Raw genomic sequence first — 15,123 nt, 5'->3', positions numbered from 1 at the left:
TGCGGTCAGTTCCCCTCGGACTCCAGGGCCCGCAGCCACTCCTCCATCAGCCGGGCGGTCTCGTGGGACCGCTCGGCGATGAGGGTCTGATGGGTGGCGTCGATCATGCGGGTGGTGTGGGCCGGAACGGGCGGGGCCTGGTCGCCGCGGTCGACCGCGGGCATGGAGGCCGTGCAGCGGATCAGCAGGCTCGGCACGCCGGTCTTGTAGCGTTCCGCGCCGCCGGTGGTCATCCGCAGGAACCACTGGGCCATCGCCGACAGCCGGGCGCTGTCGAGCTTCACCGCGGGCTTGTCCATGTCGGCGAGGTAGTTCTCGTGGAACTGGTCCCAGTCGACGCCCTCCCCCGCCTTGTACTCGAGGCTGAGCGTGTCGAGCATGATCACGCCTTCGGGCCGGATGCCCCAGGTCTCCTCCAGGACGCCCGCCGCGCGGTAGGCGAAGGTGCCGCCCATGGAGTAGCCGACGAGGACGAACGGCTCGCCCTCGCTGGCCAGCAGGGCGCTCTCGGCGATGAGCCGTACCGCGGCCTCGCTGTCCGCGGGCAGCGCCTCGCCCTCGGCGAAGCCGAGCAGCGGCAGCGCGCTGACGTGCCGGCTGCCGCGGAACGGGGCGGCCATACGGGCGTACTGGTGCACGCCGCCGGTGGCGCCGGGCGCGCTGACGCAGATCAGCCGGGGCCGCGCGGGTCCTTCGGCCAGGGCGACGGGCTGCGGCAGTTCCGGTACCTCGGCGGTGAGTTCGACCTGCGGGCGGGTCGCCGCGACCGCCATCAGCAGCCGCATGGCCTCCAGGGTCTTGCCGTTCCTGACGGTGTCGAAGAACAGGTTGACCACCGAGTCGGGGGCGCTGTCGCGGGTGTTCGCGGTGAGCGTGCCGGGGCCGGCCGCCGCGCGGTTGCCGAGGGCGGCCAACTGGCCCTGGAGCCACTGGGCGAGCCGGGCGGGGGTGCGGTGGTCGAAGACGGCGGACGTCGGCACCCGCAGTCCGAGGGCCTCGCCGAGCTGGTTGCGCAGCTCCAGGGCGATGAGCGAGTCGAAGCCCAGGGTGAGGAACTCGCGGTTGGGGTCCAGCGGGCCGTCCTCGCGCCGGCCCAGCAGGACGGCGGAGGTCTCCACGATGAGGTCGGTGAGCGCCTTGTGCTGCTCGGCGGCGTCGAGCCCGGCGAGCCGGTCACGGAGTGTGGCGAAGGACCGGGTGGCGGTGGCGGCGGTGCGCCGGGCTCCGCCGAGCAGGCCGCGCAGCAGGGGCGGTACGTCGCCGCCGGCGCGTGTCCGGTCGATCCGCAGCGGCACGAGGTGGGCCTCGTCGCGGGTGAGCGCGGCGTCGAACAGCGCGAGCCCGAACTCCAGGCCGAGCGGCGGGGTCCCGGAGCGTTCCATGCGCTGCACGTCGGTCTCGGTGAGCTGCGCGGTCATGCCGGTACGGCGGGCCCAGAACCCCCAGGACAGGGAGGTGGCGGGCAACCCCTGTGCGCGGCGGTGGAGGGCGAGGGCGTCGAGGTAGGCGTTGGCGGCGGAGTAGCCGGCCTGGGCCTGGCTGCCGAGGACGCCGGAGACCGAGGAGTAGAGCACGAACGCGGCGAGGTCCGACTCGCGGGTGGCGCGGTGCAGATGCCAGGCGCCGTCGGCCTTGGGGCGCAGCACGGCGGAGACCCGCTCGGCGGTCAGCGAGGACAGCACGCCGTCGTCGAGGGCGCCCGCGGTGTGCACGACGGCGGTCAGCGGGTGCTCCGCGGGCACGGCGGCGACCAGTGCGTCGACGGCGTCGGCGTCGGTGACGTCACAGGCCGCGACGGTCACCGAGGCGCCGGCGTCGGTGAGTTCGGCGCGCAGGGCGTCGGCGCCGGGCGCGGCCTCGCCGCCACGGGACGCCAGCAGCAGATGACGTATGCCGTGCCGGGTGACGAGGTGCCGGGCGAGTTCGCCGCCGAGGCCGCCGGTGCCGCCGGTGATGAGGACGGTGCCGTCCGGGTTCCAGTCGGCGATCCCGCCGGTGCCGCCCGGACTCCCGTCGGGGACGCCGCCGGTGCTCTCGTCCGGCCGCTCGGAGGTGGTCCGGGCGAGCCTGGGCACGCGCGGGCGGCCGTCGCGGACCGCCCACTGTTCCTCTTCGGCGACGAGCACGGCGGGCAGGGCCGTGGCGGAGGTCTCCGCCTCGTCGAGGTCGACCAGGACGAAGCGGCCCGGGTTCTCCGACTGGGCCGAGCGGACGAGCCCCCATACGGCGGCCGCGGCCGGGTCGGTCACCTCATCGCCGTCAGGGGCGACGGCGCCGCGCGTGACGAGGAGGAGCCGCGAGCGGTCGAGTCGTTCGTCGGCGAGCCAGTCCTGAAGCAGCGTCAGGGTCCGGGTGACGGTGTCGTGCACGGCGTCGGGGCCTTCGCCGCCGGTGACGGAGAGGAGGAAGCCGTGCGGGACGGGCCCGTTGTCGCCGTCCTCGCCGATGGCGGCGGCGAAGGTCTCGGCGTAGGCGACCACGCTCTCCCCCGCCAGCGCCAGGGCCTGGCCGAGGCCGTGGGCGTCGTCGCCGACGACTGCCCAGCGGGCGCCCGCGGGTGCGGGCAGGTCGGCCGGCGCGGGTTCCCAGGTGAGGTGCAGCAGGGCCTCGCGCGGGTCGTCGGCGGCGGTGGCGGTGGGCCGGTCGGTGCCGGCGCGCAGGGTGAGGGTGCCGACGGTGACGACGGGGTCGCCCTCGACGTCCGTCGCGGCGATGGTGAGGGTGTCGGGGCCGGTGCGGGTGATGCGGGCACGCAGCACGGTCGCGCCGGAGGCGTGCAGGGTGACGTCCTGCCAGCCGAACGGCAGCATCCGCTCGTGGTTCTCCTCGCCCGCGTGGACACCGGCGTGCAGTACGGCGTCCAGGAGCGCGGGGTGCAGTCCGAGGCCCTGGGTGGTGCCTGCCGGTTCGGGCAGGACGACCTCGGCGTAGGCGTCGTCGTCGAGCCGCCACACGCCGCGCAGTCCCTGGAAGGCGGGCCCGTAGTCGAGTCCGGCGCGGGCGTAGCGCCGGTAGATGTCGCTGACGTCGATCTCGGTGGCTCCGGCGGGCGGCCATTGGGTGGTGTCGAGCGGGGCCGGGGTGGCGGGGTCGTGGGAGAGGACGCCGGTGGCGTGCAGTTGCCAGGGGGCGTCGCCGCGGGCCGGCCGGGAGTGGAACCGGATGCCGCGCCGGCCCTCCTCGTCGGCCGCGTCGACCCGGACCTGCACCTGGACGGCGCCACGTTCGGGCAGGACGAGCGGGGCGGCGATGGTGAGCTCGTCGACTCGGCCGCAGCCGGCGGCGTCACCGGCGCGGACGGCGAGTTCGAGGAAGCCGGTGCCGGGGAAGAACACGGCGCCGGACACGCGGTGTTGTCCGAGCCAGGGCTGTGCGGACAGGGACAGGGTGCCGGTGAGGACCAGGTCGCCGGAGTCGGCGACGGTGACGGCGGCGCCGAGCAGCGGGTGCCCGGTCGCGTCGAGGCCGGCGCCGGACACGTCGGTGGTCACGGCCCCGGCGGTGGGCCAGTACCGCTGCCGCTGGAAGGCGTACGTGGGCAGGTCGACGGCCCGGGAACGGCCGCCGACCGCTGCCGCCCAGTCCACGGGCACCCCGCGGACGAAGGCCTCGGCGAGGGAGGTGAGCACGCGGTCCGTGCCGTCCTCGCCGCGCCGCAGTGTGCCGACGGCGACGGCGTCGGTGCCGGCCGCCTCGGCGCACGACTGGACGGCGCCGGCGAGCACGGGGTGCGGACCGCACTCCACGAACCGGGTGAAGCCCTGGTCGAGCAGCGCCTGGACGGCGTCCGCGAACCGCACGGTCTGTCGCAGGTTGCGGTACCAGTACTCGGCGTCCATCGCGGCGGTGTCGAGGCGTTCGCCGGTGACCGTGGACAGCAGCGGGATCCGCGGGGCGCGGGGGGTGAGGGGCGCGAGGTCGGTGAGCAGGTCGGCGTGCAGGTCGGCGACATGGGCTGAGTGGGAGGCGTAGTCGACGGCGATGCGCTTGACGCGGACGCCGTCGTCGGTGAGCCGGCCGAAGAACTCGTCGAGCGAGGCCGCGTCGCCGCTGACGACGACGGCGTCGGGCGCGTTGACCGCGGCGAGGGAGAGCTGCCCGTCGCGGGCGGCGATGAGGGGTTCGACGTCGGCGGCGGGCAGCGGGACCGCGATCATGCCGCCGCGTCCGGCGAGCCGGCGGGCGATGGCCTGGCTGCGCAGTGCGACGACGCGGGCTCCGTCGGTCAGGGACAGCGCCCCGGCGACGACGGCCGCGGCGATCTCGCCCTGGGAGTGCCCGAGGACCGCGTCGGGGACGACACCGTGTGCCTCCCAGACCGCGGCGAGCGCGACCATGACCGCCCAGGTTGCCGGCTGGACGACGTCCACGCGCTCCAGTGCGGGGGCGCCGTCGGCGCCGCGCAGGACGTCGGTGAGGGACCAGTCGGTGAACTCGGCGAGCGCGGCGGCGCATTCGGCGATGCGCGCGGCGAACACCGGGGACTCCTCCAGCAACTGGGCACCCATGCCGGCCCATTGGGCGCCCTGCCCGGGGAAGACGAGTACGGTACGTCCCTCGCCGTCGCCGGTGCCGCGCACGACGCCGGCGGCCGGAGCGTCGCCCGCGGCGAGCGCGTCCAGTCCGGCGAGGAGGGCGTCGCGGCCGGTGCCGACGACGACCGCGCGGTGCTCGAACACGGCCCGGTCGGCGGCGAGGGCGTGGGCCACGTCCGCGAGGTCCGCGGCGGGCTTGTGGCTGATGCCGTCGGCGAGCGCGGCGGCCTGGCCGCGCAGTGCGGCGGGGGTGCGGGCGGACAGCACCCACGGCAACGCACGCTCGGCCTCCGCCGCGGCGCCCTTGTCGGCGGCCGTCGCAGACGGGACCGGGTCGGCGGCCTGTTCGAGGACGACGTGCGCGTTGGTGCCGCTGATGCCGAACGAGGACACGCCCGCCCGGCGGGGCCGGCCCGTGACCGGCCACGGGATGGCGTGGTCGAGCAGTGTCACCGGGCCCGAGGACCAGTCGACGTGCGAGGACGGTGTCTCGACGTGCAGGGTGGGCGGCAGGGTGCCGTGGCGCAGGGCCATGACGGTCTTGATGACGCCGGCGACTCCGGCGGCGGCCTGGGTGTGGCCGATGTTGGACTTCACCGAGCCGAGCAGCAGCGGCCGGGCGCGCTCGGGCGCCCCGAACACCGCCATCAGGGCCTCTGCCTCGATGGGGTCGCCGAGCGTCGTGCCGGTGCCGTGCGCCTCGACGGCGTCGATGTCGGCGGGCGTGAGCCCGGCGGCGCCGAGGGCCTGACGGATGACGCGCTGCTGGGAGGGCCCGTTGGGGGCGCTGAGCCCGTTGGAGGCGCCGTCCTGGTTGACGGCGGAGCCGCGGACCACGGCGAGGACGCGGTGCCCGTGCCGTTCGGCGTCGGACAGCCGCTCCACGACGAGGACTCCGACGCCCTCGGACCAGCCGGTGCCGTCGGCCGCATCGGAGAACGCCTTGCAGCGGCCGTCCCCGGAGAGGCCGCCCATCGCGGTGAAGCCGGAGAAGCTGGAGGAGCTGGTCATCACCGTGACGCCACCGGCGAGGGCGAGTTCGCACTCACCGCCGCGCAGCGCCTGGGCGGCCAGGTGCAGGGAGACCAGGGAGGAGGAGCAGGCCGTGTCGACGGTGGCCGCGGGCCCCTCCAGGCCGAACACGTAGGCGATGCGGCCGGAGATGACGCTGGCCGCGAGGCCGGTGCCGAGGTGCATCTCCATGTTCTCGCTGGAACGGGAGACGAGTTCGGCGTAGTCCTGGCCGTTGGTGCCGACGAAGACGCCGGTGCGGCTGCCGCGCAGGGTGTGCGGGTCGATGCCGGCCCGCTCGAAGGCTTCCCAGGTCGTCTCCAGCAGGACGCGCTGCTGCGGGTCCATCGCCAGGGCCTCGCGCGGGCTGATGCCGAAGAACTCCGGGTCGAAGTCGGCGACGTCGCTGAGGAATCCGCCCTCGGCGGTGGCGCTGTGCCCCCGGCCCGCCCCCGTGAGGACGTCGAGGTCCCATCCCCGGTCGGTGGGGAACGGGCCGATGGCGTCCCGGCCGCCCGCGACGAGCTCCCACAGGTCTTCCGGGGACCGGACGTCGCCGGGGAAGCGGCAGGCCATGCCGACGATCGCGAGGGGTTCGTCGGGGGTGGCCCGACCGGTCGGCAGCGGCGCGGCGGCGGCGACCGGTTCGCCGAGCAGGGTGTCGAGGAGATGCTCGGCCAGCGTGCGCGGTCGCGGGTGGTCGAAGAGCAGACCGGCGGGCAGCGGCAGGCCGGTGACCCGGGCCAGCCGGGTACGCAGCTCCATCGACGTGAGCGAGTCGAAGCCGAGGTCCTGGAAGGGCTTGTCGGGGCGGATCGCGGCGGGGTCGGGGTGCGCGAGTACGGCGGCGGCCTGCGTGCGCACCAGGTCGAGCAGCAGCGGCAGCCGCTCGCCGGCGGGCGTCGCGTGCACCCGGTCGCGTAGCGCTCGCCGGGCCTCATCACCGGCGGACCGGGAGGTGCGTGCGGTGCGCAGCGCCTCCCGGCCGGCGGGGAGGGCGGCAAGGGCGGGCGACGGTCGGAGGCTGAACAGCGCCTGGAGGAACGGCGGATGCTGGAGGTCGGCGACCACGGTGACGGGGTGCGGTTCGGCGACGAGTTCGGCGAGCGCGGTGAGCGCTGCGCCGGGGTCGAGCAGCGCGGCCCCGGAGGCGCGTTCGGTGTCCTGGACTCCGGCGGCCATGCCTCCGCCGTCCCAGGCACCCCAGGCGAGGGACGTGGCGGGCAGGCCCTCGGCACGGCGCCGCTGGGCAAGAGCGTCCAACACCGTGTTCGCGGCGGCGTAGTTGCCCTGTCCGGGGTTGCCGACCGCACCGGCCACCGACGAGAACAGCACGAACGCCGACAGGTCGCGCTCGCGGGTCAACTCGTCCAGCAGCAGCGCCGGTTGGACCTTCGCCCGGAAGACGTCCGCGAACCTGTCGGGGGTGAGCCCGTCCAGTACGGCGTCGTCGAGGACACCGGCGGCATGGATGACGGCGGTGAGCGGCACGTCGGGCGAGATCGCCTCCAGCGCGGCAGTGAGCTCCGCACGGTTGGCCGTGTCGCACGCGGCGATGGTCACGCGCACCCCGAGCGCGGCCTCCAACTCCTGGGCACCGGGCGCCTGTCGGCCACGCCGACTGAGCAACAGCAGGTGCTCGGCGCCGTGCTCGGCCGCCCAACGGGCCACATGCCCGCCCAACGCGCCCGTGCCACCCGTGATCAGCACCGTTCCCGACGGCTCCCACACCGGAGCCTCGTCCACGCCCGGCGCCGGCACGAAACGCCGGCCGAAGACACCGGCCCCGCGCACGGCGACCTCGTCCTCGTCACCGGGAGCGGCGAGGAAGGCGGTGAACCGGCGCAGCGCGGCATCGTCCGGCGAGCCGGGCAGGTCGATCAACCCGCCCCACCGGTCCGGATACTCCAGAGCGGCGACCCGCCCCAGCCCCCACAGGGCAGCCTGCGCCAGATCGACGGGGCCCTCACCGGAACCGGCGGTGGCGACGGCGCCACTGGTCACCGACCACACCGGTGCGTCGAGACCGGCGTCGTCGAGTGCCTGGAGGAGCAGGGCCGTCGCGGGCAGGCCGGCGGGCACGTCACCGGAGAGCGTGGCGGTGTCGGCGGCCAGCAGGGAGATGACGCGGGTGACGGGGTCGGCCGTCGCGAACTGCCGTAGCCGCGCCGCGAGTTCGTCACGCTCGGTGGTGTCCACGACGAGCAGCGCGGTGTCCGGGCCGAGGGCGTCGGTGACGGCGCGGGCCCAGGGCGCGGCGCCCGGGTCGGCGGGCAGGACCGCGAGCCAGGTGCCTTCACGACGGCCGGATGCCGTGGCGGTCAGCGCCTGCCAGGTCTCGCGGTGACGCCAGGAGTCGACGGTCGTACGTACCCGGTTGCGGCTGCGCCAGGAGGACAGCGCGGGGACGATCGCGTCGAGCGCGTCGGGGGCCACGTCGAGGCGCCCGGCGAGGGCGGTGATGTCCGCGCGCTCCACGGCGGCCCAGAACTCGGCGTCCGCGCCGGAGCCCTGCGGTGCCGTCTCGGCGGCCTCGGGCCAGTACCGGGCCCGCTGGAAGGCGTACGTGGGCAGGTCGACGCGGCGGGCGCCGGTCCCGGTGAAGAAGGCGGGCCAGTCAACAGGGACGCCGGTGGTGTGGAGCCGGGCCAGCGCGGTCACGGCGGCCGTCTCCTCGTCCTGGTCCCGGCGCAGCAGCGGCACGGCCTCGGTGGCGTCCGTGACGCTCTCCCGGACCTGCGGGGTGAGAACCGCGTCCGGGCCGATCTCCAGGAAGTGCCGCACGCCCGCGTCCCCGAGCGCCCGCAGACCGTCGGCGAACCGTACGGTCTCACGGACATGACGCACCCAGTGCTCGACGGAACGCCCGTCACCCCCGGCCAGGTTGGAGACCAGACGCAGAGTGGGCTCGCCGAAGGTCAGACCGGCGAGGGCGGTGCGGAAGTCGTCCAGCATCGGGTCCATCAGCGGCGAGTGGAAGGCGTGACTGACGGACAGACGGGTGTGCCGCCGCTCCCCCAGTGCCGCCAACGCCCGCTCAACACCGCCCTCGGTACCGGAAAGCACCACGGAACGCGGCCCGTTGACCGCGGCCAGGGACACGTCCTCCGTCAGATACGGGAGCACCTCGGCCTCGGTCGCCTCCACCGCGACCATCGCGCCGCCCTCCGGCAACGCCTCCATCAACCGCGCCCGCGCAGACACCAGCACACACGCGTCCGCCAGCGACAGCACTCCAGCGACGTGTGCGGCCGTGATCTCACCGACCGAATGACCGGCCACGTACTTGGGCACGACACCCAGCGACTCCACCAGCCGATACAGCGCCACCTCGACCGCGAACAACGCGGGCTGCGCCACCCCCGTACGCTCCAACGCCCCCGGGCTCGAACCCCACATAGCCTCCCGCACCCCAGGCGGCAACAGCCCCAACACCTCATCGAGAGCCTGCGCGAACACCGGGAAACGGCCATACAACTCCCGACCCATACCCAGCCGTTGAGCCCCCTGACCCGAGAACAGCACAGCAAGCGGACCAGGCTCGGCGACCGCCCTCGCGACCTCGGCGAGTCCGTCAGGCGGAGCGAGCAGGACGGCCCGGTGGGAGAAGGCCGAGCGGCCGATGGCCAGGGAGTGGCCGACGTCCACGGGTGCGTGGTCCTCCGCGTGGGCGCGGATGCGGGTGAGCTGGGCGTCGAGGGCGGCCTCGCTGACGGCGGTGACGGGCCACGGCACGACGCGCGGGGTGACAGCGACCGTCTCCTCCGCCTCGACCCGCGGGGCCTGCTCCAGGAGGACGTGGGCGTTGGTGCCGCTGATGCCGAACGAGGACACGCCCATGCGGCGCGGGCGGCCGGTGTCGGGCCAGTCGGTGTTGGCGGTGGCGATCTCGACGGCCCCAACGGACCAGTCGACGTGGGACGACGGCACGTCGGCATGCAGGGTGCGCGGGACGACGGCGTGCCGCAGGGCCATGACGGCCTTGATGAGTCCCGCGGCACCGGCCGCGGCCTGCGTGTGCCCGATGTTGGACTTCACCGAGCCCAGCAACAGCGGCCGTTCACGGTCCTGACCGTAGGTCGCCAGCAGCGCCTGCGCCTCGATCGGATCACCCAGTCGGGTGCCGGTGCCGTGCGCCTCCACCGCGTCCACCTCGGCCGGCTTCAACCCCGCCGACGCCAACGCCTGCCGGATCACCCGCTGCTGCGACGGCCCGTTCGGCGCCGTCAGACCGTTGGACGCACCGTCCTGATTGACCGCCGAGCCGCGCACTGTGGCGAGGACGGGATGCCCGTGCCGCACGGCGTCCGAGAGTCGTTCGAGTACGACCATGCCGACGCCCTCGGACCAGCCGGTGCCGTCGGCGTCGTCGCCGAAGGCCTTGCAGCGGCCGTCCTCGGCGAGGCCGCCGTGGTGGCGGAAGCCCATGAAGGCGGCGGAGGTGGTCATGACGGTAACGCCGCCGGCCAGGGCGAGGGAGCACTCGCCGCTGCGCAGCGCCTGCGCCGCCAGGTGCAGCGACACCAGCGCCGACGAGCAGGCCGTGTCCACGGTGACCGCCGGGCCCTCCAGGCCGAAGACGTAGGCGAGCCGACCGGAGATCACGCTGGCCGACAGCATGACGCCGCGGCCTTCCATGTCCTTGGCGCGGGCGATGAGGTGGTGGTAGTCGACGCCGTTGCTGCCGACGAAGACGCCGGTGCGGCTGCCGCGCAGGCTCTGCGGGTCGATGCCGGACCGCTCGAACGCCTCCCACCCGGTCTCCAGCAGGACACGCTGCTGCGGGTCCATGGCGACCGCTTCGCGCGGGCTGATGCCGAAGAACCCGGGGTCGAAGTCGGCGGCGTCGTGCAGGAAGCCGCCCTGGCCCTGGATCTCCCAGCCGCGGTCGGTGGGGAAGGCGGTGATGGCGTCGCCGCCGGAGGCGACCAGTTCCCAGAGCTGCTCCGGAGTCTGCACGCCGCCGGGGAAGCGGCAGGCCATGCCGACCACGACGACCGGGTCATCGGTGGTGTCGGCGGGCTCCGCGGCGAGCAGCGGGCCGTCCGACTCGTCCTGACTGCCGAGGAGTTCTGCGGCGAGGTGCTCGGCGAGGGTGCGGGGCCGGGTGAAGTCGAAGAGGAGGCTCGCGGGCAGGGCGAGGCCCGTGGCGCGGGCGAGCTGGTTGCGCAGTTCCATCGACGTCAGCGAGTCGAAGCCGATGTCGTGGAAGGCGCGTTCGGCGTCCACGGCCTCCGGTCCGGCGTGGCCGAGGACGCCTGCGGCGTGCGTGCGGACGAGTTCGAGCAGAAGCGGGACACGCTCGTCCTCGGGGGCGGCGTACACCTTGCGACGCAGCACGGAGGCGGCGGAGCGGGTGTCGTCGCGGAGCCTGCGGGCCGCGCTGCGGGCCTCCTCGGCGGTGGGCAGGGCGCTGAGGGCGGCGCACGGGCGGATGCTGAACAGCATCCGCAGGGTGTCCTGCTGCTGGAGGTCGGCGACGACGGTCACGGGCGCGGCGTCGACGGCGAGTTCGGCGAGCACGCCGAGGGCGAGCCCGGGTTCCAGGGCGGTGGTGCCGGTTTCACGCAGCGCCTCGGTCAGCGCGGCGGCCATGCCTCCGCCGTCCCAGGCACCCCAGGCGACGGACGTGGCGGGCAGGCCCTCGGCACGGCGGCGCTGGGCAAGAGCGTCCAACACCGTGTTCGCGGCGGCGTAGTTGCCCTGTCCGGGGTTGCCGACCGCACCGGCCACCGACGAGAACAGCACGAACGCCGACAGGCCATGCTCGCGGGTGAGTTCGTCCAGGAGCAGCGCGGGGCTGACCTTCGCGCGGAACACCGCGCCGAAGCGCTGCGGGGTGAGGCCGTTGAGTACGGCGTCGTCGAGGACGCCGGCGGCGTGGATGACGGCGGTGAGCGGCACGTCGGCCGGGATCGCCTCCAGCGCGGCCGTGAGCTCCGCACGGTTGGCCGTGTCGCACGCGGCGATGGTCACGCGCACCCCGAGCGCGGTCAGCTCCGTCTCCAACTCCGCCGCCCCGGGCGCCTGCCGGCCACGCCGGCTCAGCAGCAGCAGGTGCTCGGCGCCGTGCTCGGCCGCCCACCGGGCCACATGACCGCCCAGCGCACCCGTGCCACCCGTGATCAGGACGGTCCCCGACGGCTCCCACACCGGGGCCTCGTCCGCACCCGGCGCCGGCACGAGACGACGTCCGAAGAGGCCGGTGCCGCGCACGGCGACCTCGTCCTCGTCACCGGGAGCGGCGAGGAAGGCGGTGAACCGACGCAGCGCGACGTCGTCCGGCTCCCCGGGCAGGTCGATCAACCCGCCCCACCGGTCGGGGTACTCCAGAGCGGCGACCCGCCCCAGACCCCACAGCGCGGCTTGCAGCGGCTGCACGGTGTCATCGGGCGAGGCGGCGACCGCGCCGCGCGTGGCGGCCCAGATCCGGGTGCGGATCCCGGCGTCGTCCATGGCCTGGAGCAGTACGGCGGTGTCGACGAGGCCGACGGGAACACTGGTCCAGCGGGTGGCGTCGGTCCCGGCGAGCAGAGAGAGCACCCCGGTGAAACGGGTGCCGTCGGCGGTGAGCCGGGACAGTTCCTCGGCGAGTTCGCCACGTGCCGGCCGCTTGCCGACCCGGACGGTCACGGTGTCAGGTCCGAGCGCGCCGGTCACGGCGTCGAGCCAGGCGCCGTCGGCGTCGGGCCCGTCGGCGGGCAGCAGGACGAGCCAGGTGCCGGAGGGTCCGGCGGGCGGTGCCGTGGGCAGCGGCTGCCATGTCTCGCGGAAGCGCAGCGCGTCGGACAGCGACCGGGCGCGCCGTCTGCTGCGCCAGGCGGACAGCGCGGGGACCACACCGCCGAGCGCTTCGGTGCCGATGTCCAGCCGGTTGGCGAGCGCCGCCAGGTCCTCTCGCTCCACGGCCGCCCAGAACTCGGCGTCCACACCGTCACCGGAGGCGGCCAGGGCCACCGCGTCGGCGGGCTCGGGCCAGTAGTGCTCGTGCTGGAAGGGGTAGGTGGGCAGATCGACGGTGCGGGCGCCGGTCCCGGCGGAGAGCGCCGGCCAGTCCACGGGGACGCCACCGGCGTGGAGCCGGGCCAGTGCCGTCACGGCGGCCGTCTCCTCGTCGCGGTCCCGGCGCAGCAACGGTACGGCGGTCTCGACCAGGGGCGTGAGGACGGCGTCCGGGCCGACCTCCAGGAAGTGCCGCACGCCCGCGTCCGCGAGGGCACTGACGCCGTCGGCGAAACGCACGGTCTCCCGGGCGTGCCGCACCCAGTGGTCGGGCGAGGCGAGGCCGGCCGGCCGGATCGGCGCCCCGGTGAGGGTGGAGACGACATCGATGTGCGCCTCGTGGGCGGTGAGCCCGGTGAGGGCGGTGCGGAAGTCGTCGAGCATCGGGTCCATCAGCGGCGAGTGGAAGGCGTGGCTGACGGACAGACGTGTGCGGCGCCGCTCCCCCAGTGCGGCCAGCACCCGCTCAACACCGCCCTCGGTACCGGAAAGCACCACGGAACGCGGCCCGTTGACCGCGGCCAACGCCACATCGTCCGCCAGATGCTGGACCACTTCCTCCTCGGCCGCCTCCACCGCGACCATCGCGCCGCCTTCCGGCAACGCCTCCATCAACCGCGCCCGCGCAGACACCAGCACACACGCGTCCGCCAGCGACAGCACTCCAGCGACGTGTGCGGCCGTGATCTCGCCGACGGAATGACCGGCCACGTACTTGGGCACGACGCCCAGCGACTCGACCAGCCGATACAGCGCCACCTCGACCGCGAACAACGCGGGCTGCGCCACCCCCGTACGTTCCAACGCCTCCGGGCTCGAACCCCACATAGCCTCCCGCACCCCAGGCGGCAACAGCCCCAACACCTCATCGAGGGCCTGCGCGAACACCGGGAACCGGCCATACAACTCCCGACCCATACCCAGCCGTTGAGCCCCCTGACCCGAGAACAGCACAGCAAGCGGACCGGGCTCGGCGACCGCCCTCGCGACCTCGGAGAGTCCGTCGGGAGTAGCGAGCAGGACGGCCCGGTGGGAGAAGGCCGAGCGGCCGATGGCCAGTGAGTAGCCGATGTCCAGCGCCGGGCGCCCCTGCGCTTGCGCGCGGATCCGGTCGAGCTGTTCTTCCAGTGCGGCCTCGGTGCGGGCCGAGATCGGCCAGGCGACGACGCCGGGGGTGACTTCGGGCTGCTCCGGCTCGGCGGCGGTCGGGGTGTGCTGCTCGACGATGACGTGGGCGTTCGTGCCGCTGATACCGAAGGACGACACACCGACACGACGCGGATGCCCCGTGTCGGGCCAGTCGGTGGTGGTCGTGGCGATCTCGACGGCACCCTCCGTCCAGTCGACGTGCCCGGAGGGGCGGGTGACGTGCAGGGTGGGCGGCAGGACGGAGTGGCGCAGGGCCATGACGGCCTTGATGAGTCCCGCGGCACCGGCCGCGGCCTGCGTGTGCCCGATGTTGGACTTCACCGAGCCCAGCAGCAGCGGCCGTTCACGGTCCTGACCGTAGGTCGCCAGCAGCGCCTGCGCCTCGATCGGATCACCCAGTCGGGTGCCGGTGCCGTGCGCCTCCACCGCGTCCACCTCGGCCGGCTTCAACCCCGCCGACGCCAACGCCTGCCGGATCACCCGCTGCTGCGACGGCCCGTTCGGCGCCGTCAGACCGTTGGACGCACCGTCCTGATTGACCGCCGAGCCCTTCACCACGGCCAGGATGCGGCGGCCGTTGCGTATCGCGTCCGAGAGCTTCTCCAGTACGACGACGCCGATGCCCTCCGACCAGGTGGTGCCGTCGGCGTCGTCGGAGAACGCCTTGCAGCGGCCGTCGGCGGCGAGGCCGCCCTGGACGTCGAAACCGGCGAAGGCGGCCGGGGTCGTCATCACGGTGACGCCGCCGGCCAGGGCCAGGGAGCACTCGCCGCTGCGCAGCGCCTGCGCCGCCAGATGCAGCGACACCAGCGCCGACGAGCACGCGGTGTCCACGGTGACCGCCGGGCCGACCAGGCCGAGGACGTAGGCGACGCGGCCGGAGATCACGCTGGCGGCGAGGCCGGTGCCGGCGTGTCCCGACAGGTCCTCCTTCGCGGTGTGCACGAGGCGGACGTAGTCCTGGCCGTTGGTGCCGACGAAGACGCCGGTCTGGCTGCCACGCAGGCCCTGCGGGTCGATGCCGGACCGCTCGAACGCCTCCCAGCCGGTCTCCAGCAGCAGCCGCTGCTGCGGGTCCATCGCGAGTGCCTCGCGCGGGCTGATGCCGAAGAAGCCCGCGTCGAAGCCGCCGGCGTCGTCCAGGAAGCCGCCGCGGCCCTGGAGGTCCCAGTTGCGGTCCGCGGGGAACGCGGTGATGGCGTCGGTGCCGGAGGCGACCAGCTCCCACAGCTCTTCCGGCGTCCGCACCCCGCCGGGGAAACGGCAGGCCATGCCGACCACGGCGACCGGCTCGTGGCGCCCCGACTCGGCCTCGTCGAGACGTCGCCGGGTCTCGTGCAGGTCGGCGGTGACGTACCTGAGGTACTCGACGAGTTTTGCTTCGTCCGGCATGGTCAATGCCCTTTCCTCGGTGGGAGACCGGTGG

The 15,123-nt window shown here is 74.4% G+C and carries 1 protein-coding gene; it reads right to left on the bottom strand.

Features of this window, described 5'->3' with window-relative positions; translation table 11 throughout:
- Nucleotides 1-5: 5 nt before the first annotated feature.
- Nucleotides 6-15,089, bottom strand: a complete 15,084-nt coding sequence (locus ACZ69Q_RS06425) for a type I polyketide synthase (RefSeq protein WP_471037275.1) — start codon at nucleotides 15,087-15,089, stop codon at nucleotides 6-8.
- Nucleotides 15,090-15,123: the final 34 nt, after the last annotated feature.

The sequence above is a fragment of the Streptomyces sp. NPDC036764 genome (assembly GCF_055609385.1).
The sequence above is the reverse complement of the archived record's forward strand: the minus strand, read 5'-3'. Positions and strand labels throughout refer to the sequence as shown.